General features: G+C 60.4%; 14 protein-coding genes. 10 read left to right on the top strand and 4 right to left on the bottom strand.

The window, feature by feature from the left end:
• Positions 1–156: 156 nt before the first annotated feature.
• Positions 157–1,476 carry a hypothetical protein gene (locus ATI02_RS05760; RefSeq protein ID WP_100845708.1) on the bottom strand — a complete coding sequence of 440 codons (1,320 nt, stop codon included), beginning with the start codon at positions 1,474–1,476 and terminating at the stop codon, positions 157–159.
• Between the two features lie 177 nt (positions 1,477–1,653).
• On the opposite strand from ATI02_RS05760, the gene ATI02_RS05755 reads away from it, so the two are divergent.
• From ATI02_RS05755 to ATI02_RS05720, 8 genes are all read left to right on the top strand, one after another.
• Positions 1,654–2,625, top strand: a complete 972-nt coding sequence (locus ATI02_RS05755; protein ID WP_100845707.1) for a fimbrial protein — start codon at positions 1,654–1,656, stop codon at positions 2,623–2,625.
• Between the two features lie 54 nt (positions 2,626–2,679).
• Positions 2,680–5,481 (top strand): ATP-binding protein, encoded by a 2,802-nt coding sequence (locus ATI02_RS05750; RefSeq protein ID WP_100845706.1) that lies wholly within the window; start codon positions 2,680–2,682, stop codon positions 5,479–5,481.
• Positions 5,468–6,655 (top strand): response regulator cyclic di-GMP phosphodiesterase PvrR, encoded by a 1,188-nt coding sequence (gene pvrR / locus ATI02_RS05745; protein WP_100845705.1) that lies wholly within the window; start codon positions 5,468–5,470, stop codon positions 6,653–6,655. The genes ATI02_RS05750 and pvrR overlap by 14 nt, the downstream gene beginning before the upstream one ends.
• A gap of 86 nt (positions 6,656–6,741) precedes the next feature.
• Complete coding sequence (locus tag ATI02_RS05740) at positions 6,742–9,906, top strand: hybrid sensor histidine kinase/response regulator (protein ID WP_100845704.1); 3,165 nt, start codon at positions 6,742–6,744, stop codon at positions 9,904–9,906.
• A 22-nt stretch (positions 9,907–9,928) separates the two neighbouring features.
• The gene (locus tag ATI02_RS05735) at positions 9,929–10,576 is read left to right on the top strand and encodes a response regulator (RefSeq protein ID WP_095189888.1); all 648 of its coding nucleotides are present in this window, start codon (positions 9,929–9,931) and stop codon (positions 10,574–10,576) included.
• Positions 10,577–10,686: 110 nt separating this feature from the next.
• A complete protein-coding gene (locus ATI02_RS05730) occupies positions 10,687–11,280 on the top strand; it encodes a fimbrial protein (RefSeq protein WP_095189889.1) in 594 nt (197 codons plus the stop codon).
• 72 nt (positions 11,281–11,352) lie between these two features.
• On the top strand, positions 11,353–12,102 hold the full coding sequence (locus tag ATI02_RS05725; RefSeq protein ID WP_100845703.1) for a fimbrial biogenesis chaperone: 750 nt from the start codon (positions 11,353–11,355) through the stop codon (positions 12,100–12,102).
• An 84-nt stretch (positions 12,103–12,186) separates the two neighbouring features.
• Entirely contained in the window at positions 12,187–14,730 is a 2,544-nt protein-coding gene (locus ATI02_RS05720; protein ID WP_100845702.1) for a fimbria/pilus outer membrane usher protein, read from the top strand.
• 135 nt (positions 14,731–14,865) lie between these two features.
• Here the strand turns inward: ATI02_RS05720 and ATI02_RS05715 are convergent, their stop codons facing one another.
• The 3 genes from ATI02_RS05715 to ATI02_RS05705 all read right to left on the bottom strand — a co-directional run bounded on the left by ATI02_RS05715 (position 14,866) and on the right by ATI02_RS05705 (position 20,980).
• A complete protein-coding gene (locus ATI02_RS05715) occupies positions 14,866–18,540 on the bottom strand; it encodes a translocation/assembly module TamB domain-containing protein (RefSeq protein WP_100845701.1) in 3,675 nt (1,224 codons plus the stop codon).
• Entirely contained in the window at positions 18,537–20,264 is a 1,728-nt protein-coding gene (locus ATI02_RS05710) for an autotransporter assembly complex protein TamA (protein WP_100845700.1), read from the bottom strand. The genes ATI02_RS05715 and ATI02_RS05710 overlap by 4 nt, the downstream gene beginning before the upstream one ends.
• Before the next feature lie 65 nt (positions 20,265–20,329).
• Positions 20,330–20,980 (bottom strand): GNAT family N-acetyltransferase, encoded by a 651-nt coding sequence (locus ATI02_RS05705; protein WP_095189894.1) that lies wholly within the window; start codon positions 20,978–20,980, stop codon positions 20,330–20,332.
• A gap of 303 nt (positions 20,981–21,283) precedes the next feature.
• On the opposite strand from ATI02_RS05705, the gene xthA reads away from it, so the two are divergent.
• Positions 21,284–22,096 carry an exodeoxyribonuclease III gene (gene xthA, locus ATI02_RS05695; protein WP_100845698.1) on the top strand — a complete coding sequence of 271 codons (813 nt, stop codon included), beginning with the start codon at positions 21,284–21,286 and terminating at the stop codon, positions 22,094–22,096.
• Between the two features lie 189 nt (positions 22,097–22,285).
• On the top strand, positions 22,286–23,620 hold the full coding sequence (locus ATI02_RS05690; RefSeq protein WP_100845697.1) for a substrate-binding domain-containing protein: 1,335 nt from the start codon (positions 22,286–22,288) through the stop codon (positions 23,618–23,620).
• Positions 23,621–23,628: the final 8 nt, after the last annotated feature.

Here is a 23,628-nt window from a genome sequence, read left to right as displayed (position 1 = left end):
ACCAATGGGCTGGGTTTTTGCGGCGCCCGCGCTGACGCCTTCGCGAGCAGGCTCGCTCCCACCGGAGATCTCCAGTGAACACAAATTCCGCGTTGCTCAGAGATCCAATGTGGGAGCGAGCCTGCTCGCGAAGGCAGCGACTCGGTGTAACGTCGGTCAGGATTCGTCGGAAGGATGCGCAGATGGCGGCTGAACGGGATGCACCTCACGCCCGCGCAAGGCAGTGGCCGCATAGCCACAGCCCCGTTTGACCACCGCATAAATACTGTGCCAGCCCGGCGGTGCCGGTTCGATCGCAGCATGCAACGCTCGCGCATAGTCGAGCACCAGTCCGGGCGTCCAGGCCATCGCCTCGGCGCGTTTGCGCACTTGCGCGGCGATCCAGAACTCAGGGCTGAAGATGACGCGGGCAAAATCCAGCATGCTCGAATGCCCCCGGTTCATCGCCCCTTCCAGCGCCGCTTCGAGGCTATGAGCGACAGCACTGGAACAATTGCGACTGGTCAGATTGTAAGTGCTGTTTTGCCGATAGTCCGCCCAGAACGCATGGAGTCGCCGGGCGTCGTAATGGGCAAAACTGACCTGCACCGAAGACGGACACCAGTCCGCCACCTCGCCGGCATAATCCGGCAAAAACCTGCCGGCAACATCGTTGTTCGGCGTCGCCCGCAGCAAGCGCACGAAATCCCCCGCCGAACGATCAATGTCATCCTGCGGGTAATGGCTGATGTAAATGTCCGGGCCGCATTCCAGTGCCGCATGGCCGGCGGAGATCACGCCGTTGATGTCGACCGCCGCGATGTAGCGGTTGAGCAGACGATTGCGCACCAAGGTGTCGTCGACGGTGCCGCTGGGGGTCCAGACGTGAATCACTAACGCGGCGCTGCTGGTCGGCGCACTCACTGCAGCAGTACGGGTCAGCGGCAGCTGGTTTTTGAAGCGCACGGCTTGCCGCAACAAGGCGCAACCGGTGAGAAAGAGGCTCATGCCGATGCAAAAAGGCACCGTGCCCTTGTACAGCGTCGGATACGGCTCAAGGATAAACACGCCAAAGCCGATTTCGAACAACCCCGCCAGCAGCGACACTTGCCAACCGACAAAGCGCACCACCAGCGCCGCCGCCAGCCGAAAACCGCCATCGAGCAGAAAAGCCCCGCCAAACAGCACCGCCAGAATCAGTCCAGCGACATGTTGCCGGTCGACGATCAGCAGTCCCAGCAAGAGAAAAGCCAGTCCTCGCCCTCTGCGCAGGGCCGCAGCGGTCCCGGCTTGCGGTGCCGGCACCAGCAGCAGGATCAGCGCTTCGAGCAACAACAGATAGCCGAAGAGATGCAGCGGGAAATACAGAACGCCGTCCAACGCATCAATGAAGATGCCCACACCGGCCGCGCCCCAGACAATGCCCGTCAGCGCCAGCGCGGACCAACGCTTGCGGACAAAGTCGTGACCGAGCAAGACCATACTCAAGCGGACCATATGACCTCCCTGCTGCGCCGGGGCCGCACAACCTGCACGGTTTCAGGCTTTGGTGAGTCTAATACATCGCCGCGATTGCGCAGACGCGGGAGCGTGTTCTAAGAATCGCCTGATGTCCATCGGCAAACGGCGTGTTTAACGTACGCCGCTCTTTGGCCGACACGTATAGCCCTTTTCATGAAGCGAATAACTCTGCAGCGCCCCCTGCTCACTCTTGCCGTGGCGACGTTGCTGGCATGTGCAACGGACGCAATGGCGGCGAATTGTAGCTTCAACAGTTCCCCTTCCACGCAAACGCTCAGTTATGGCGGCAGCCTGGCCAATGGCGGCCTGACCATCCCCGCCGACACACCGGATGGCACGGTGGTTTATCAGGAAACCGCGCAGCAATCGAGCTCGCACAGTTGGTCGTGCAATGCGAGCTCTTTCTACGGAATAGCGGTCAATCCCGCGTTTGGCTCCCCGACCAGTAGCGTCACGACCTTCCCGCTGGGCAAGACCGGGCTGTCGTTCCGTATCTGGATGGGTATGCTGGATCGCTATGAGCCCTCGCTCTTTTCGGTCGCCCCAAAAGGCTACGGCGTGATGTCAGGCTCGATCCGCCTGGAAATCGTCAAGTCAGGCCCGTTGGCGGCGCAGATCACGATACCGGCCGGCAACCTCGGCAGTCTGAAAGCCGGCGAACTGATTCTGAATAACTTCAATTTGGCCAACGCGTTGGTGTTGAATGCGGCCTCCTGCCAGACCCCGTCCGTCCCTGTCGCGATGGGAGATGACTATCAACTCCAGGACTTTAGCGACGCGGGCGCCAAACCCCGCACCGTGCGCTTCGACATTGCCCTGAATCAGTGCCAGACCGGCATCAAGAAAGTCACCTATTCGCTCAAGGCCACCACGCCCGTCATCGACGCGACCAAGGGCATCGTTGCGCTCAATAGCACCTCCACCGCCAGCGGCATCGGCCTGCAATTGATGAACGATGTCGGGCAGCCGATCGCCTTCGATACCACCTACCCGTTCAACGCCTTCACCACCACTGGCACCGACTTCAAGATCCCGTTAACCGCTGCGTACTACCGTCTGCCCACGGGCGAACTCAAGGCCGGCAGCGCGAACACCGAAGTCACCTTCATCGTCAACTACCTTTAGCATTCTAAGGATCGTCTGATTTTCCCCGCTCCCGGCCCTCCCTAGAGTGCCGGGATGAGATTGAAGAACTACCTCCATCAGATCAGCCCGCTCCTGTCCTCGCCCCATGCGGCGCGGCGTCTGCTGCGCATTTTTGCCCTGGTGCTGCTGGTGGGCATTCTCGGCGGCGTCTACAGTTTCCTGCTGTTTACCTTCAACAATGAGATTTCCCAGCGGCGCAGCTACATGAGCAGCGCCATCGCTGAGGCGCATACGTTTTTCACCACCCGTGAAGCGCTGCTGGAAAGCCTGAGCCTGTCGGCCACACGTAAGGCGAAAATAAACGTGCCGGTTTCCGAAGAAGAAATCCGTCTGCTGCTGGGGCAAACGCCGGGCAAGCAATGGAGCATCTGGCTGACCCAGCGCATGCGCGATTACCTGAAAGCCAAGCAGCTCAATCTGCTGTATGTCAGCAATGGCGGTCATGTATTGCGGCTATACAACGCGACGCCGCTGGTCGTCGGTTTGCCACAGGCCACGCTGGATCAGTTGGAAGCGCTCAAGCTCACGGCGACATTGTCGGAACTGTGGCTGACCCATGCCGCCGACGGCCACTCGCAGCTATACATCTTCATTCGTCTAGACGCGCGCGATATCAACTCCGGCTGGCTCGGCCTGGAAATGGACGACCGCGAAGTCTCCAGCGCCCTGAGCGACCACAGTGCCGGCGAGTTCACCATGTTCAACTCACAAGGCAAACCGCTGTTCAGCAACAGCCACAAACCACCGCCCGAACAGCACCTGCCGTTGCTGCGACAACAGGATTTTTTCGGCTTCGTCGGCGATGGCTGGCTGCCCGAGCAATTGGTGCTGCGCAAGCAGCTGAAATCCTCGGACTGGCAGCTGACTTACTCCATCGACTTGCTGGCGGTACTGCGCGCCCTGTGGCCACAAATGCTCGGCGCGCTGCTGTTCTGCGTGTTGAGTATCAGCCTGGTGTGCCTGTTGGTCCGACGCTTGGAACATCGTTTCATCACCCCGGCGATCCAGCGCATTCAGGCGCTGGTGGAAAGCGAACTGTTCAGCCGCGACGTGATTCAGACCGCCCCCGTGGCGCTATGCGTGTTGCGCCGCAGTGACGGCCAAGTGGTGCTGGATAACACCCTCGCCCGGCAATGGCTGGGCCAGTGCAGCGAGCAACTGGGCGCTGGCTGGATCCGTGATGCGTTCGACCAACACTCGCCGTGCCTGACCGATTACTTCGAGACTGCCGACGGTCGTCACCTGTACCTGAGCTGTGCGCCGACCCGCTACAAAGGTGAAGACGTCTTGCTCTGTGCGTTCAGTGACATCAGCGCTCGGCGACAGATCGAAGCAGCGCTGGAACAGGCGCGCCAATCGGCCGATGCCGCCAACGAAGCCAAGACCTTGTTTCTGGCAACCATGAGCCACGAAATACGCACCCCGCTCTACGGTGTGCTGGGCACCCTGGAATTGCTCGCGCGCACGCATCTGGACACTCAGCAGAAAAGTTACCTGCGTGCGATCGAGGGATCATCGGCGACGTTGCTGCAGTTGATTTGCGACGTGCTCGATGTATCGAAGATCGAGGCCGGGCAACTGGCGCTGGAGCTGAGCGAGTTTTCCGTCCCGGAACTGGTGCACGAAGTGGTGCAAGGCTATGCCGCCGCCGCGCAAAGCAAAGGCCTGCAACTCTATGCCTGCCTCGATCCGCAACTGCCCGATTGCCTGCTGGGCGATGTCAGCCGCGTACGGCAGATCCTCAATAATCTGCTGAGCAACGCGGTCAAGTTCACCGATTCCGGGCGCGTGGTATTGCGGGTCAGACTGCTCGCTCGCGAAGGCGAACGCGTGTGCCTGCAATGGCAGGTTTCCGACACCGGCAAAGGCATCGCCCATGACGATCAGGCGTTTATTTTCGAGCCGTTCTACCAGACCGCCGGCAACACCAACGTGGTCGCCGGCACCGGCCTCGGCCTGCCCATTTGCCTGCGCCTGACGCACTTGATGAATGGCACCCTGCGCATGGTCAGCGAGCCGGGCCTGGGCAGCAGTTTTTCCCTCAGCGTGCCGCTGGAGCAACGCTGCGGCAACGCTCCCTCTACTGCTTTGCCGCCCTTGGCCGCGGACCTCGTCTATGTCGTTTCGCCCGTGCGCGAACTGGCCGACAGCATCAGTGGCTGGTTGCGCCGCTGGGGCGCCCGCGCGCATATCGGCGCACCGGATAGCATCGAGCCGGATTCGACGGCGCTGCTGCTGGAGCTGTATCCCGCAGCCTTCGGACAGCGCCCGAACCTGGCATGGCGTGGGCCGCGCGTACTGGCCAGCGGTGACGGCGCCCATGAGCCGCAGTTCAGCGGCGACGGCTGGCAGGTCAATCTGAATGATCTGCTGGCGATTCAACGGGCCGTTCGCCAGGCCCAGAGCGGCCAGATCGTTCACCGCCCGCAAGACAGTGAAACCCACGCGATGCGTCCGTTGCGCCTACACATTCTGGTGGCCGAAGACAACGTCATCAATCAGTTGATCCTGCGCGATCAGCTCGAAGAATTGGGCTGCACGGTGGCGCTGGCCAGCGATGGCGAAGAGGCCTTGGCGCTCTGGCCCGACGCTGCGTTCGACATCGTCCTGACTGACGTCAACATGCCCCGCCTCAACGGCTACGAACTGGCCAAAGCCCTGCGGCGCCTCGGTTGCAGCATTCCGATCATCGGCGCGACCGCCAACGCCCTGCGCGGTGAGGACGCGCTGTGCCTGGCTGCCGGCATGAATCACTGCCTGGTCAAACCTTTTACGCTACGAGCCTTGTTCGCTGTCCTGGCTCCCTACGAACGAGTCGCCCATGAAGCCCTGTAGCATTCTGATTGTCGAAGACCACCCCTTCCAGCACCTGTACTTGCAGAACCTGTTCAGCGAGTTGGGTGACTTCGATCTGGCGTGCGCCAAGGACGGCGAAGAAGCACTGGACTGCCTGAAACACCGCGACTTCGATCTGGTGCTCACCGACCTGCTGATGCCGGGCATGGACGGTGTGCAATTTATTCAGGGCCTCGCCGCCCAACGTTCGCGCCCGGCACTGGCGATCATGAGCGCCGCCTCACGACGCATGCTGATGGGCGCGAGCCTGGTGGCGAGCAACCTGCAAGTGAAAGTCATCGGGCTGATTTCCAAACCAGTGAACGCAGCCGCCCTGCGTTGCCTGATCGATCAATTGCAGGCGTTGCGCCAAAACGTCCCGGCGGCGATCCATCCCGGCATCGATCGCCAGAGTATTTGCAACGCCCTGGACAACGGTGAACTGCAAGCCTGGTTTCAACCGAAGAAGGCTTTGAACAATGGCCGGATCGTCGCCGCCGAAGCGCTGGTACGCTGGAATCATCCTGAACATGGCACGCTGCTGCCCGGGGTATTTTTGCCGGCGTTGATTGCGTTCGGTCTCGAAGAGCCGTTGCTCTGGTGCGTACTGAAACAGGCGATCGCCGCCCAAGCGACCTGGCGCGAACAGGGCTATGACATTCCGGTTTCGGTCAACCTGCCCACGCACCTGCTCAACAGCCACGACCTGCCCGACCGCATCCTCGCTTTCGTGCTTGCCCATCAAGGCTTGCCCGCGCGGATCTGTTTCGAGTTGATGGAGTGCTCGGTGCCCGACGACATCAGCAACTTCTACGCCGGCGCGTGCCGCTTGCGGATCAAGGGTTTCGGTCTGTCGCAGGACGACTTCGGCAAGGGCTACAGCTCGTACATGAACCTGGTGTCGGCGCCGTTCACCGAACTGAAAATCGACCGCGCGCTGGTGCAAGGCTGCAACGCCAACGCCGAACTCGCGCAGGCGCTGACCAGCATTGTCAGCCTCGGTCGCCAATTGGGCCTGACGGTGGTGGCCGAAGGCGTAGAAACCGCACAAGAACTTGCTCTGTTGCGTAAAATCGACTGCACTCAGGTTCAGGGTTTCCTGATCTCCCACGCCGTTTCAGCCGACCAGTTCCAGCACTTGCTGACCCACGACGGGCCAGCGACTGCCTACTGAGCGGCACGTGGCTATTGTTGAACGTCGCTCGCTACCGAGGTCACCGTGTCCAAAGGCTGCCCCATCACCGCTGGTCAGGCGCTGTAATGCCGCATACCAATGCATTTCTGGACAAACTGGCCAGCAGTTCGCTGCGCTTGAACAAAAGTCTGTTGTTGCTCGGCGCGCTGGTGTTGCTGCTGTTGGGCATCAGCTATCTGGGGGTGCTGCGCATGCTCGAAGAGCAGCGCGACACTCTGCAGTTTCACTTCGCCCGGTTGATGGAAAATATCCATGAGCAGGAAGTGTTCCTGCGCGATATCTCCCAGGCCAGTGCCAAGGGTCAATATTTCCCTTTGGTGGTGTTGCCCACCTATTCGCAAAAGCTGCTGCCCGATGAAGGCCCGAATATCTATGAAGGTCGCGGCTTGCCGTTTTCACTGCCGTTCAGTGTAAAGATCGATCCGAACAGAATCGCCGCCGACCAATACCCCAAGGTTTTCGCACTGGGCAGTTATCTGGCCGCCTACTACAGCGCGTTCTGGGCGGCATCGCACTATCAGTCGCCGCAAGTGATCCTGCTCAATGGTCCCGACAATTTCGATGTAGCTGTGCCCTCCGCCGGGCGCTTGCGCGGTGCCGGCCCGATGCAGATCGGCGCGTTTGCCCAAGTCATGAGCCAGGTGAACCAGCATGCACGCGAGCAGTCATCAGTCGCTGATCATCAAGTGCATTGGGTGCCCTACCCGTCTACTCAGGACAACGAGGCAACGCCGACGCTGCTGGCCTACGTCAGGATCAATCTGCTCCAGCCTATACAGGCCATCGAGGGCGCCGATTCCTGGGTGGTGCTCGGCACGTTGCTGAAACTGTCTCAGGTGAACAACATCGAGCGCTTGATGGAGTGGTCGATTTACGATGACTTCACCTTGATCACCCCGGCCGGCGTGGTTTTGACCGGCGCACCGAGGTCCACCCAGGTACTGGATGATGGAATAAATGTCGACCGCGACGGCCTGGTGTTCAAACTGAGCAGCCCCGGCGCGCAACACTGGACAGCGATCTACGTCATCAGCCTGCGCAGTTTTCTCAGCTATGCGCTGTGGCCATTGCTGTGCCTCGTGGCGGTGGTGCTGGCGTTGCTTGGTTGCGGTCGGGCCATCAACCGCTGGTACACCGCACGCGTGATCATCCCCGCGCAAAGTGCGCACGCGAGCATCGCCGAAAGCGAGGCCTTCAGCCGTGCGGTGATCGACACCGCACCGACCGGCCTCTGTGTGATTCGCCGCAGCGATCACCACGTGCTCCTGGAAAACCAGCGCGCCCAGCAATGGCACGACAGCAGCCGTTTGATGAGCCTGCTCAAGTCACACAGCGAGTCCGGCCATGCCGATCTGGAGATCGACGGGCGGCATCTGCATCTGGCTTTCGTCTCGACGCGCTATCAAGGCCAGGATGCCTGGTTGTGTGCGTTGCATGACGTGACCCGGCATATCGAAGACGCCGCCGCCCTGGAAGAAGCCCGTCAGGCCGCCGACTCGGCCAACCAGGCCAAGAGCCGCTTCCTGGCCACCATGAGCCATGAAATTCGTACCCCGCTCTACGGCGTGCTGGGCACCCTCGAATTGCTCGGTCTGACACCGCTCGCCCCGCGCCAGCAGGATTATCTGGACACCATCCAGCGTTCCTCCGCCAGCCTGTTCAAGCTGATCAGCGATGTGCTGGATGTGTCGAAGATCGAGGCCGGGCAAATGACCCTTGAGCTTCAGGACTTCTGCGCGCTGGAGCTGACTGAAGAGGTTGTGCGTACTTACAGCGCATTCGCCCGCGCCAAAGGCCTGCAACTGTATGCCTGCATCGATTCGACCTTGCCGGATCGACTGCGCGGTGATCCGTTGCGCATCCGCCAGATCCTCAACAACCTGCTGAGCAACGCGATCAAGTTCACCGACAACGGCCGCGTGGTCCTGCGCGTACGCGTGCTGCAAAACGCCGCCGGCAACGCCCAAGTTCAGTGGCAGGTCAGCGATTCGGGGGTGGGGATTTCCCCCGCGCAGCAACAGCAATTGTTCGACCCGTTCTATCAGGTCAACGATGCCGACAGCCAGGCCGGTGCGGGTCTGGGCCTGGCCATTTGCAAATGGCTGTGCGAGTTGATGCACGGCCAGTTGAGCGTGGTCAGCGAACCGGGGCTGGGCAGCAGTTTTACCCTGCAACTCGCGCTGGAGAACGTGCCGGGCGCATTGGCCGACTGTCCCGCGTTCGAGGCCGGCAGCCCCGCCGTTTATGTACGTGCACCGATCAGCGAACTGGCGCTGCACCTGATGGCCTGGCTCAACCGTTTTGGTCTGGATTGCCGCTCGGTGACGACCGAGAGGCCACCATCCTCGGCGCTGCTGGTGGACCTCACGCCTCTCGACAACGCTCCGCACTGGAGCGGGCCGCGGATCGTCGCCATTGCGGGCGGCCCCAATCCGGCGCAGCCAAGCGGTGCAGACTGGGCAGTCGACGCCGACGATGTGCGCGCAATTGCCTGGGCGATTTATCTGGCACAACACGGCGCCAATGCGCAGCGCCCCGCCGCGTTGCAGGCAAAGACCCGCCCACTGAATCTGCAGGTGCTGGTGGCTGAAGACAACGTGATCAACGCGGCGATCATCAGGGAGCAACTGGAAGCCCTCGGCTGCACGGTGATCGTCGCTGCGAATGGCGAACAGGCTCTGGCACAGTGGGCGCCCCGTCGTTTCGATCTGCTGCTGACCGACGTCAACATGCCGGTTATGAACGGTTACCGACTCGCCGAGGCTGTACGCCAGCAGGACTCGACGCTGCCGATCATCGGCGTCACCGCCAACGCCCTGCGCGAAGAAGGCGAACGCTGCGCCGCCGTCGGCATGAACGCGTGGATGGTCAAGCCGCTGAACCTCGCTACCCTGCGCACGCAACTTGAGCAGCATTGCAAAATCGCTGTGGCACCCGTTATCGATGCCCCGCCGTCGCTATCTGCAAAAATGCGCGAGTTGTTTGTCACCACCCTGCGCCAGGATATTCAGACCACCCTGGCGGCACTGGATGCGGCCGACGCCAACAGCGTGGCGCAGCAACTGCACAGCATGGCGGGGGCGCTAGGGGCCGTGCAGATCAATGCCTTGGCCAGCGCGTTTGTCGAGCTGGAATGTCGCTTGACCGGCATGGCCGTGACGCCCGCTCTGGCCGTGGCGGTGCGACAAAATCTGACGCGGCTGCAAGATCTGCTCGACTCCCTCGAATAACTTCACTCTGGATAAATCACTCATGGAAACCTTCAACGTTGTCATTGCCGATGATCATCCCATCGTGCTGCTGGGGGTGCGGGAACTGGTCGAGCGTGACCAACGCTTTCGCGTGGTGGGCGAAGCCGTCGGCTCCGATGAACTGATCAAGCTGCTGGAGACCAAGCCTGTAGATCTGTTGATCACCGACTTCAACATGCCTGCCGATTCGACCTACGGTGACGGCCTGAAACTGGTGGAGTACCTGATAAGGCACTTTCCCAAGGTTCGGGTTTTGGTGCTGACCATGATTTCCAATCCGTTGATCCTGACGCGCCTGCAGGAGCTGGGTGTGCTGGCAGTCATTCAGAAAAACCAGTTGCACGACGAAATCGAGACCGCCCTCAAAGCGATTGCCAAGGGCAGCCCGGTGCGCTGGCAGGTACCCGCGCCGACATCGGTGGTGAACGACGGTGCTGATCTGGATGAACGTTTCTCAAGGCTGTCGCCCAAGGAACATGAAATCCTGCGTTTGTTCGTTCAGGGCCAGGGCGTCAACGACATTGCCCGTAACTTAAGTAGAAGTGCAAAAACCATCAGCACGCAGAAAATCTCGGCGATGCGCAAACTGGAAGTCAGCAGCGACCAGGAACTGTTGACTTATTGCATAGAACGCAACTTGTTCAGCTGATAAAACAGGACACTCCGCTACAACTTCCGCGCATCTAGGAATCGTCTGATGTTCCATCGGTAAAACGAGTTTTATTGTGTTGCTTTAACCCCACCAATGGAAAAAGCAACATGAAAAAGTTGTCCCGAACGCTTCTCGCACTTTCGATCTTCGCTGCCGCCGGCAATGTCCTGGCAGCCGACCCGCCAGTGACCCCGACCAAGGCCGGCAGCGGCACCATCAACTTCACCGGCACCATCAACAACGACGCCTGTTCGGTTGAAAGCGCTGGCAAGGACAAGACCATTTCGGTCGCCATGGGTGAAGTGTCGATCAAGGACATGGGCACCGCCACCGCACCTAAAGGCAACGGCACGTTGAGCGTCGAGAACTTCGACATGAAGATCAACTGCAATGCCGGGACCAAGGTTGCGATGCTCTTCGAACCGACCAAAGGCGCCGGTTCGGGCATCGAACCTGGCACTAAAGTGCTGCGACTGATCAGCGGCCTGGGGGCTGCAAAAGGCATCGGTATCGCCTTGCTCGACGCCAATGGTGCCGTGATCGACTTGAGCTCGCCAGCCACCGCGAAGATCGAAAACACCCTGCAGGACAGCAATACCACGCTGAAATTTTCGGCCGCCTACGTCACCACGGTTGACCCGAAACTGGCTGTTGCCGGTCGCGGCGATGCCACCCTGCCGTTCACCCTGCAATACGAATAACCCGCGCGAATACTCGAGCCCAGTGCGGGGCCGCCCGGCCCCGCGCTTTCAATCACTTGCGCGGTAACCATCATGTTTTATCGTCACTCATTGTCCTTTTGCGCAGGCCTGCTGGGCCTGTTCGTGGTCAATCAGGCCACGGCCGGCATTTCCCTGAGCAGCACCCGCCTGATCTTCGACGGCCAGCACAAGGAAGCCGGCATCACCGTGCGTAACAGCGGTGCAGATGTTCTGGTCCAGTCGTGGATCGACACCGATGCCAGCGAATCCGCTTCCGTGCCGTTTGCAGTCACACCGCCGTTGGTGCGCGTCAGCGGCGACGAACAGCAAATACTGCGGGTCATCTACGAAGGCACCGGCATGCCGACCGACCGCGAATCGGTGGTCTGGCTCAACGTGCAGGAAATCCCCCAGAACGCGAAGACCCAGAACACCCTGCAACTTGCTGTACGCCAGCGCATCAAGGTGTTCTTCCGTCCGGCCGGTCTGAAAAAAAACGCCTATCTGGCACCGGGTGAATTGACCTGGCGCCTGGCCGAGCGCGCCGGCAAAAGCGTGCTGGTGGTGAACAACCCCGGTCTTTATCACGTGTCGATTGCCGATATCACCCTGCAATCCGGCGCACTCAGCGAGCACCCGTTTGATTCGATGATGATCGCCCCCGGCGAACGCAAAGAGTTCGACCTCAAACAACTTCATTCAACTAATGCGGCAAATTTGTTGTTCAGCAGCATTAACGACTATGGTGCCCAAGATCGTTATACCGCGCAACTTTCCAATAGCGCTGACACCAGCGCCAGTCCAAAGAAAGAAACGCCATAACTCGCGAATCGCTCTGATCGCACACTTTCACTGTATTTCTCTTCGCTCCGTTAGTTCGTATCGGAGGTGATATAGGGTTCATGCATGTTTTTACTCAAACGCGACGGCCTGGCATCGTTGTTGATCGCCTCGGCCATCAGCACGGCGTGCCAGGCTGACGGCGATGAACAGTTCAACACGTCGTTTCTGCAAGGCGCCGCGTCGACCGTTGATGTGCAATCGCTGCTCGCCAGCAACAGCGTCCTGCCCGGCAACTACCGGGTTGACCTCTACAGCAACGACGCGCTGGTCGGTCGTCGCGACATCGACTTCCGTCGCCACCCCGGCAACGGCAAGATCCAGGCCTGCCTGACCCTGGAAATGGTCCAGCAGTTGGGCGTCGACATAGCCAAGTTGCAGGCCAGCGGCAAACTGGATGCTGACGATCCGCAGGCCTGCCTCGACCTGCCCGCGCTGATCGAGCATGCCAGCGTGCGTTACGACGTGCCGCGCCTGCGCCTGATGGTCAGCGTGCCGCAAAGCGCCATGGAGCGCGGCCGACGGGGTTATGTCGACCCGGCGCTGTGGGACGACGGCGTGCCTGCGGCGTTTATCAACTATCAGCTGAGCAGCAACCGTAACAGCACGCAAACGGCCAATACGATCTCCAATAACATCGGCCTGCGCAACGGCATCAACTTCGGTGGCTGGCGCCTGCGCAACGAGTCCAACTTCAACAGCAGTACGGGCCAGCCAAGCACCTTCAAGAGCAACCGCAGCTATCTGCAACATGACCTGACCGCGTTGAAAGGCCAGTTCAGTGCCGGCGATATTTTCTCCGACGCCGACCTGTTCGACAGCGTGCGCTATCGCGGCCTGAAACTGGCCTCTGACGATGGCATGCGCGCCGACAGTGAGCGCGGCTATGCGCCAGTGATTCGCGGGATTGCGCAGTCCAGCGCCACCGTAGAAATTCGGCAGAACAACTACATGCTCTACAGCGCCAACGTGCCACCGGGCCCATTCGAGATCAGCGATATCTATCCGAGCGGTTCCAACGGGGATCTGGAAATAACGATCATCGAGGCCGATGGTCAGCGCCGGGTGACGGTGCAGGCGTTTTCCAGCCTGCCGATCATGGTGCGCCAGGGTCAGTTGAAATACAGCGTCTCGGCCGGCCGATACAACAGCAACAGCGATGATCAACAGTCGCCGCAGTTTGTCAGCAGCACGCTGGCCTATGGCATCAGCAGCAACTTGTCCGGCATCGTCGGCGTGCAGGCGACCGAGGATTTCCAGGCGTTGTCCGTGGGCGCGGGGCGCAATACGCCGATTGGTGCCGTGTCGCTCGACGTCACCCATTCCGCCAGTCGTACCTTTGGCCAAGTGGTCAAGGGCAACAGTTTGCGCGCGCTGTACGCCAAGACGTTCACCGGTACCGACACCAGCTTCACCCTCGCCGCCTATCGCTATTCGACCGAGGGCTATCGCACCCTCAGCGACCACGTCGAGGAACTGAGCCACGAGGGCGAAAAACGCACGGGCAACTCGAAAACCCGCACCGACCTGACCGTCAACCAGAGCCTGGGACGTGATCAGCAATATGGCAGCATCTACCTCAACGCCAGTGACCAGCGCTATTGGGGGCGCGGCGGCTCGCAAAGCCTGTCGGCGGGTTACAGCAACTATTGGGGCGAAGTCAGTTACAACCTCGGCGCCACCTACTCCAAGGATATCGGCAACTATGGGCCGGCGAACAACGACACACTGGTCAACCTGTCGCTGTCGTTCCCGCTGGGTTCGAAACCTCGTGCACCCCGTGCCTTTGTTTCCGCGAGCACACAGAAAGCCACCGACAGCACCCAAGTGGGCATCAATGGTTACCTGACGGAAGACAGCGATACTTACTATTCGGTGCAAGGTGGTAGCAGCAGCACCGGCGGCAGCTCTGGCTCGGTCAACCTCAGCACCCGCACCTCGGTGATGGACATCAGTGCCGGTTACAGCCAGGGACGCGGCTATAACTCGCAGAACCTGAATCTGGCAGGTTCGATCGTCGGCCACGGCGGCGGGATCAACCTTGGACAAACCGTAGGCGAGACATTCGCGCTGGCGCAGGTCGAAGGCGTGGAAGGGGTGAAAATCGGCAGTTTCACCGGGGCCAAGACCGGCAGTAACGGCTTCGCCGTGGTGCCCAATGCGCAGCCCTATCGCGTGAACTGGATCAACCTCGACACCCGCGATCTGGGCGGCGATATCGAGATCGACAATGCGACCCGGCAAGTGGTGCCACGCCGTGGTGCGGTGGTGCTGGCGCGTTACACCAGCAAGACCGGACGCCGCGTGCAGTTCGCCTTGTTCGACGCGCAACACCAGCCGATCCCGTTTGGCGCCTCGCTGGAGGACAGCGCCGGCAAGCAACTGGCGATCTCCGACCCGGGCGGCAAGGCACTGGCGCTGGTAGAAGCCGACGCCGGTACCCTGACCATCAACTGGCAGGGCCAGCGGTGTGAGGCGCCTTATGCCTTGCCGGAACGCAACAAGGCGCTGAACTACGAGCGGGCCTCGCTGGTGTGCCATTCCAAAGATCAAATCAGGAGCGAGCCTGCTCGCGAAGAGGTCGGCAACCTCAGCATCATCGATGAATGAGAAGACGCTTTCGCGAGCAGGCTCGCTCCCACAGGGGGATTTCGAGCGAACACAAATCCATGCCTGGCACAGATCGAATGTGGGAGCGAGCCTGCTCGCGAAGGCTGCGCCTCGATTCAAATAACCTGTTACGGTCTAGAAATCGCGCTTGTAAAAGATATCCAGCGAACTGGCCACGCCACTCGCCGCTTCGACATAGACCTTCTTGCTCAGCTTGTAACGCAGGGCAATGGTGCTGGCCGGCTCAAACACGCCCACGCCATAACGCAAACTGAGCTTCTCGGTAATATTGCCGCTGGCCACCACGCTGGTGGCATCGCCGCTGCCCGCCGTGTCGAGCTGGAAGTCCTGAATCCCCAGATCCTTGGCCAGGCTGCTGGTGACCCCGGCGCTGCCCATCAAGCCCAGGCCCAGCGCCGCTTGCGCGAGCATGTTGTTGTCTTCGCCGTTGGTACTCAGCGGACGGCCGAGTATGAGGTAAGACAATGCCTGCTCCTGGCTCATCGCCGGTTCCGAGAAGATCTGCGTGGTCGGTTGCTCGGCGCTGCCGCTCAGGCGAATACCGGCAATCACGTCGTCGGTCTGACGGATCGCTTCGATGTCCAGATACGGCTGATCGAGGGGGCCGGCGAACAACAGACGCGCACGGCGCACCGACAAGCGCTGGCCGTAGGCACTGTAGCGGCCGTCGTTGAGCCACAGCTCGCCACGGGTGTCCATGTTGTCGCCGATGTGCACATGACCTTGCACGTTGGCGGTCAGACCAAATCCGGCGAAGGCCAGTTTGTCTTCGCCGACCACCACGTCGATGTCCATTTTCATCGCCATCGGCGGTTTGCCTTCTTCGGTCTGCGCACCGACGATAATCGTGTCGTCGGAGACTTTCACCGTGGATGGCGGCAATTCGCGCACGGTGATTTCGCCTCTGGGCACCTGCACTTTGCCGGCGATTTTCAGCTCGTCGCCGGCCATGGAAATTTTCAGGTCCGGCGCCACTTCGAGCTTGGCGTACGGTTCGACCGTGACCGGTAATTGCGTGCCCTTGAGCGCCAGATCGACGATCAATGCCTGGCCCCAGGCGACATTGCCAGTGAGGCTGCCCTGCCCGGTCTTGCCGCTTTTCCAGCCGCCGTCGAGGCGTACCGATTCGCCGGCAATCACAGCGGTAAGTTGCAGATTCTGCAGCTCCATCGGCAACTCGGCACCCGACACTTCGCCGTCGCTGAGTTGCACCGTGCCGTTGACCAATGGCGCGAGCAGGCCACCGGAAAGCGTGCCGCTGCCGTTCAGACGCCCGGTGAGTTTTTCAACCATCGGCACAAACGGCCGCGCCACCGACAGGTCCAGCCCGCTGAGGCGGAACGAGCCGCTTAGCGGTTTGTTTTTCGGCAGCGGATTGAGCTGCGCCTGCACCATCAACTCGCCGAGTTTACCGCCGACGAAGTTGAGTTCAGTGTCGACGCGCTTCGGTGTGAGTTTGCTGGTGAGTTTCAGGGTCTGGTACGGGAAGTCCAGCCACTGATCCTTTTCCTTCATGCGCAAGGTGCCGCCGCTGGCGTCGATGCTGACTACACCGTTCGGGCCGCTGGCCGGCAGATCCAGTTGCAGGTCGGCATTGAGTTTGCCCTGCCAAGCGAAATCCTTGGGCAGCCATTGCGCCAGACTTTCGATAGGGAACTGCTTGAGGTGATAACGCAGCTTCGGATCGGGCATCAGCCGTTGATCTTCACCGCACAGGCTGGCGCTGCCGGACATCCAGCAATGCGCGCCGAAGTTGATTTTGCCGTCGGCCAGGCGCTCGAGTTTGGCCGGGTTTTGCAGTTTCCAGTCTTGGCCACCGGCCTGAATGTCACCGCTGGCCAGGCGACCACGCCAGTTGCCCTTGTCCAGATTGCCGTCCAGACCGAGGGCAAGTTTCAGCTTCGGTCCGATCAGGTCGAGGTTGAGTTTCTGGTTCTTGATGTCGCCCTGGGCGCTGGCGGTCAGCGTGCCCAGATTGGTGTCGCCGGCCTGAATCCCTGAGCCTTTCAGATCAATTTTCGCCCGTTGCGCACTGTCGAGCGTGGCGTCGAGGTTGAGGCTTTGCAGGCGATTGTCCTGGAACGCCAGTTGCGAACCTTGCAGACCGAGTTTGCCTTGCGGTGCTTTCAACGTACCAGCGACGTCGACGCGGCCATTGATCTGCCCACGCAGCTCTGGCCAGAGCTGAGCCAGGCGCGCCAGCTTGATGTCGATCTGCCCGGTGAGTTTCTGTTGCAGGCTGCCCTTGCCGGTGATGCTGTTGTCGCCGAGGCGGATTTGCAGGGCGTTGAGGTTCCACTGCTCGCCGGCGCCGTCAGCCTTGGCTTGCAGAATCGCCGGTTGGCCGCGCAGTTTACCTTTCAGATCGAGGTCGGCGGTCAGGCTCAGGCGCTCGTTCTTCATTTCGCCTTTGCTTTTCAACGGTCCGGCCAAGGTGCCCGGCAGCTCCGCGACCCAGTACGCCGGGTTGAGTGCCGACAGATCCAGCGCCGTGTCCCAGGCAATACCGTCAGCAAACTGTACGTTCACATGACCTTCGGCCTTGCCCTGTCCGGCTTGCATTTTCAATTGCGGCAAGGCGATCTGTTTCAGGCTGCCACTGAACGGACTACTCAGAGCAAACGCGCCCGCCGGGCCATCCAGTGCAGCGGCGAAGTTGCCGAGGTATTGGCCGTCGGTGTAGGAGACTTCGCCAGTGAAAGTACGCAAAACCACTTGTGGCTCGTCGATTTCGTTATAGAGCCGATGCCACGGGAAATCCTGCCAGTTGATATTGGCCTGCGCGGTGATGCCTTTGCTCCAATCGACGCTGCCGGTGAGTTTCAGACTTTGCTTGTCGTTGGCCGTCAGGTCGAGACCGGCAATCTGTGCGCCGCTGGCGTCGACTTTGCCCTTGAGCAACAGCGCGACCGGGCCTTTATCAGCGGGCAGTGTGGCGTTGCCGTTGAGCTGGTAACCGTTTTTCAGGTCGCCTTCGCCGGTCAACACCAGTTGATTGAGTTGCAGGGTGTCTGGCAGGTCGGCGCTCGGCTTGAACGCCTCGGAAGTAATCCGCACCTTGGCCGGCAGGTTTTCCACCAGCGGTTGCAGTTCACCGCTCAACTGGCCGTCGAGGTAGCCACGGCTGTCGGCGTGCAGGTTGAGGGTTTTCAACAGATCGCCGTCGACTTTCAACGCCAGCGTCCATGGGCCGGTGCCCGGCGACGGCAAGGTCAGGTCGCCTGCAATGTTCAGCGGCCAGTTGCCAGTAGGCTGGAGCAGCCCGGACAGATTCAGGCTGAGGTCGTCGCGCTGCAATTTCACGCTGTCGATCTGCAGACCTTGAGCAGTCCAGTGCGCCGCCAGTTGCAGGCCTTTGAGCTGTTCGCTGCCGTTGAACAACAGGCTGCCGACCTGTACGTCGCCCAGCTCGATGGCTACCGGCAATTGCAGATCCGGCAGTTTGATCGGGCCGCTTTCGGTGGTCTCTTCACTCGGCGGAAATTGCAGGGTGACCTGATCAGCCTTGAGCTGCTCGATGCACAGGGTCATGCGCGTCAGGCACAGCGGCGACCAGGCGAAAATCGGCTTCTGCAACTCGACGCGGCTGCTGTCCTGCTGCCACAGCAAGTGATCGGCGCTCCACTGCCCGCCGAGGCGGCCCTGGAAATTTTCCACGCTCAAGCCCGGCACCAGACCCAGCACCCAACGGCTGCCAGCCTGTGTACCCAGCACCGCAACGATGCTCAAGACAATCAACAACACCAGCGCCAGCAGCGTCAGTGCCGTTATTTTCAAACCACGCTTCACAGCTCAGGCCCCATGGAAAAGTGCAGCCGGATGCCGCCATCGTCGTCCAGCGCGTGGGCCAGGTCGAGGCGGATCGGCCCTACCGGCGAGACCCAGCGCACACCAATACCGACCCCGGTCTTAAGGTTCGGCAGTTCGAGTTTGTTGAAGGAGTTGCCCTGATCGACGAAGGTCGCGACCCGCCACTTTTCGGCGACCGAGTATTGATATTCGACGCTGCCGGCGACCATGTAGCGACCACCGATGCGGTCGCCCTTGGCGTTTTCCGGCGACAGGCTCTGGTAATCGTAACCGCGCACGCTCTGATCGCCACCGGCGAAGAACCGCAGCGACGGCGGCACCGAGTTATAACCGTTGGTGGCACTGCCACCGACCTGCACGCGACCGAGGAAACGGTGTTTGTCGAACACCGTGGTCAGGCCTTTGACCAATGCCGTGCCATATAAAAGGTTGTTGTCCGAACCGATGCCCTCTTTCGCCACTTTGCTTTCAAAGGTCAGGCGATAGCCGTTGTGCGGGTCGATGCGGTTGTCACTTTTCAGGTACGAATAACTGATGCCGGGCATCAGCAAGGTACTCAAACCCGAGTCATCACCGAGCTCGTATTCCTCACGCTGCCATTTCAGCGAGATCACCCGTTGCCAGCCGCTGGGCAACTTGCTGTGCCATTCCGGGCCGAAGGTCAGCAGTTTGCTCAGGGTATCGGAACCCTCGATGTCTTCGAATTGATAACCACCGGCCCAACGCAATTTGTCGGTCAGTGGCGGGTCGAGCGGTATGTCATAGAACAGCCCGACGTTTTGCCGTGGCGCCGACAATTCGGCCTCCCAGCCGTAGCTGTCACCCTGCGGATTGACCCAGTGGCGCGTCCAGTTGGCTTTGACCCGTGGCCCGACGTCGGTCGAGTAACCGAGGCCCAGGCCCATGGTGCGTGGCTTGCGCGTATCGAGTTTGACGTCGACCGGGATCACGTCATTTTTTGCAGCAGTCGGTGCGGCGTCGACCCGCACGCCTTCGAAATAGCCACTCGATTGCAGATCGCGGTTGAGTTCGGCGATCAGTTCGGAGTCATACGGGTCGCCGGCCTTGAACGGCACCATGCGTTGCAGCAGGTCTTCGTCGAACGGCGTGTCGCCCTCGAAACTGACGTTGCCCAGCGCATAACGCGGGCCGCTTTCGTAGATCAACTCAACGTCGGCAACGCCGGCACGCGGGTCGACCAAGAGCTTTTGGCTAGTGAAATGGCCGCTGAAATAGCCGAAGCGCGAGGCCTGATTCTGGATCAGTCGCTTGGCGTCTTCGTAGCGACCATGGTTGAGCACCGCGCCGGGCTTGAGCACGTCGGCTTTCGGCACGCGAAAGGATTTAAAGGAGGCAGCCGGGCCGTCGACGCGAATGGTGACGTTGCGCAGGCGAATCGGCTCGCCGGGATCGATGTTCAGCACCAGGCGCGGTTTGTCGCCGCCCTTCACGTCACTGTCGATCTGCGGCTGGTAGTAACCCAACGCCTGAGCCGCTTTGCGCGCCTGCTCTTCGGCACCGCGACTGAAGCGCAGCAAGGCTTCTTCGTCACGGTCGCCGAGGCTGCCAATATAGCCTTCTATATTGGCTTTAAGTTCATCGTTGGACGGTTTGATCCGCACGTCCAATTCACTTTGCGCCAGCGCCGTGCAGCTGGATAACAGCATGAGCACGCCACTGGTAAATCTTCCTGGAAACTTCATGGCGCGAATGCTATCACGGGCTTGGGAGCGTAATAGAAGCGGAAATTTCCCAAGAAGTTCGATTGTTATGCTGTTGCAGTTTGTAACACCTGCGGATTGGCGTGGAAAAACACGTGTTCGCGCACGGGGCCGACGGCAACTTCGCCAATCTCCTGATAACCCTGACGTTTATAGAATTCCAGGTAGCGCGGGTTGCCCGTGTCGAGCACCACGCCTTGCGAGGTTTCGTCGACCGCACACCAATTGTGTACCGCCGTCAGCAACTGCTCACCGAAGTGTTTGCCCTGGAACTGCGGATGAACCCCCAGCAGCGGCAGCATGTGCACCGAGTCGCTCGGCACGCAGGCAGAGACGGCATCGTGATATTCCAGGTAGCGACGGGTGCAGCGAAAGCCGGTGCTGAGCACCATGCGCAGGCGCCATGCCCAACTTTCGGTAATCCCCAGACGACGCTGCGGAGGCGCGATCAGGGCGATGCCGATCAGGCGGTCGTTGACCAGCAGGCCGATAGCGGGCAGATCCTGCAGGAAGTGTTGCTTGACCAATTCACGCACCGTTGCCCGCACTCGCTGCTCGTAGCCGGGGCGCTCGGCTTCGAACAGGTAACCGAAAGTCGGCTCGTGGCGGTAGGCCTGATACAGCAGGGATCGGGCTTCGCGGGAGTAGCCGCGATCGAGCATGTGAATGTCGGCGATGGCGGTCTGGGTTTCAGGCATGACGTGGATTCTCCCCGGGGCACGGCTCAAATGACTGCGCTCTTGTTGGTACGAACCTTTTGATGGCGGCGCAGTTCCCCCACAGGTATAGACCAACTCGGGATCTTCATCGATTTTGCCGGCCTCGTCGCGAGCAGGCTCGCTCCCACATTTGGAATGCGCATCCCTGTGGGAGCGAGCCTGCTCGCGAAGAGGCCCTCCCAGGCAATACAAATCCCACAGGCCAAAATGATTTCTCCCACCCCACACTGGCCCCCATCCCACATGTCAGCTAGCATCGCCCTTTTGCCAGGACTGCCGACCATGAAGATCGTTTCCTTCAACATCAACGGACTGCGCGCCCGTCCGCATCAGCTGGCAGCGCTGATCGAAAAACACCAGCCAGACGTGATCGGCCTGCAGGAAACCAAGGTCCACGACGACCAGTTCCCGCTCGAAGAAGTCCGCGCCCTCGGCTACCACGTGTATTTCCACGGCCAGAAAGGTCACTACGGTGTGGCCATCCTTTCGCGCCAGGAACCGATTGCCATCCACAAAGGTTTCGCCACCGACGAAGAAGACGCCCAACGCCGCTTCATCTGGGGCACGTTCGCCGATGCCAATGGCGTGCCGGTGACGATCATGAACGGCTATTTCCCTCAGGGCGAAAGCCGCGACCACCCGACCAAATTCCCGGCCAAGCAGCGCTTCTACAACGATCTGCAAACCCTGCTGGAAAGCCAGTTCCACAACGAACAGCCGCTGGTGGTGATGGGCGATGTGAACATTTCCCCGGAAGACTGCGACATCGGCATCGGCCCGGACAACATGAAGCGCTGGCTGAAAACCGGCAAATGCAGCTTCCTGCCGGAAGAGCGCGAGTGGATGGCCCGCCTGAAAAACTGGGGCTTGACCGACAGTTACCGCTACCTCAACCCTGACGTGACTGACATGTTCAGCTGGTTCGACTATCGCAGCCGTGGCTTTGAGGATGAGCCGAAGCGCGGCCTGCGCATCGATGTGATTCTGGCGTCCCATGGTTTGCTGCCGCGAGTGAAGGCAGCCGGTGTCGACTACGAATTGCGCGGGATGGAAAAACCGTCCGATCACGCGCCGATCTGGCTTGAACTGAGCTGATCTTCGAATCACCTGAAATCCCCTTGTGAGAGCGGGCTTGCTCGCGAACGCGGTCTGTCAGATACATTTTTGTAACTGACCCACCGCTTCGCGAGCAGGCTCGCTCCCACATTTAGATCGTTGTCATCTTCAAGTAACTTTTCTGACTTAATCTCCCCGGCAATCCCCTTGGCTTGATTCGGTGCCGGCATGACCCTGCGTGTTTTGTGCGTTTTTCTCTTGAGTGGATGGCTGACGGTCTCTGCCGCTGCCCTACCCATCCCTGAAAACGGCCCGGCACTGCGCATTCAGGGGTCGAACACCATCGGTGCCGAACTGGGTCCGGCGCTGGTTGAGGGTTTGCTACGCGAGCAAGGCCTGCAAAAAATCCACCGCGAAACCCCGGACACCGCCAACGAACTGCGCATCGCCGGCCAGACCAGCGAAGGTCAACGCGTGGTCGTTGAAGTCGCCGCCCACGGTTCCAGCACCGGTTTCACCGCGTTGAAAAATGCCAGCGCCGACCTGGCCGCGTCCTCCCGCGAGATCAAGGACAGTGAGCTACAGACCCTGCAATTACTGGGTGATCTGAAAAGCCCCGCCGCCGAGCAAGTCATCGCCATCGATGGCCTGGCAATCATCCTTCACCCCGACAATCCGCTGCAGCAACTGGACACCGAACAACTGGCGCGGATATTCAGTGGCGAGGTAAAAACCTGGGAAGACCTTGGCGGTCGTGGCGGCGCGATTCATTTATACGCACGCGATGATCAGTCCGGCACCTACGATACGTTTAAGGAGTTGGTCCTCAGTCGTCGTGGGAAAAATCTGAGTAGCGCTGCGAAAAGGTTTGAATCCAGCGAGCAATTGTCCGACGCTGTCAGCGCCGATCCCCAAGGCATTGGTTTTATCGGTTTGCCTTACGTGCGCCAGGCCAAAGCGCTGGCGATTGCCGATGGTGCGTCGCAGTCGATGCTGCCGCTCAACAGTCTGATCGCCACCGAAGACTATCCGCTGTCGCGCCGTTTGTTCTTCTATCTGCCGCCGGACAGCAAAAATCAGTGGGCGCAGGCGTTGGTGGTGTTCGCACAAAGTCGTCAGGGCCAGACGATTGTCGCGGCCAACGGTTTTATCAGTCAGACCGTGCAGGCAATGACCGTCGCACCGAATGCGCTGATGCCCGAGGGTTATCAATCCCTCAGCCGTCACGCCCAGCGTCTTACCGTGAACTTCCGCTTCGAGGAAGGTAGCGCCAGCCTGGACAACAAGGCGCGCCAGGATCTGGCGCGGGTGCTCGACTATATAAAGCGTCATGACAAAACCGAGCGAGCGGTGACGCTGGTGGGGTTTGGCGATGCCAAGGACGATCCGGCGCGGGCAGATTTGTTGTCGAAGTTGCGGGCGATGGCGGTGCGGCGCGAGTTGGTCAAGCACGGTGTGGTGCTGCGCGAGGTGCGCGGTTTTGGCGCGCAGATGCCGGTGGCGACCAACAGTGCCGATGAGGGGCGGATCAAGAATCGGCGGGTGGAGGTATGGATTTATTGAGCCTGACG

The sequence above is a fragment of the Pseudomonas baetica genome (assembly GCF_002813455.1).
GTDB lineage: Bacteria > Pseudomonadota > Gammaproteobacteria > Pseudomonadales > Pseudomonadaceae > Aquipseudomonas > Aquipseudomonas baetica.
This window is presented reverse-complemented; position numbering and strand designations above follow the sequence as displayed.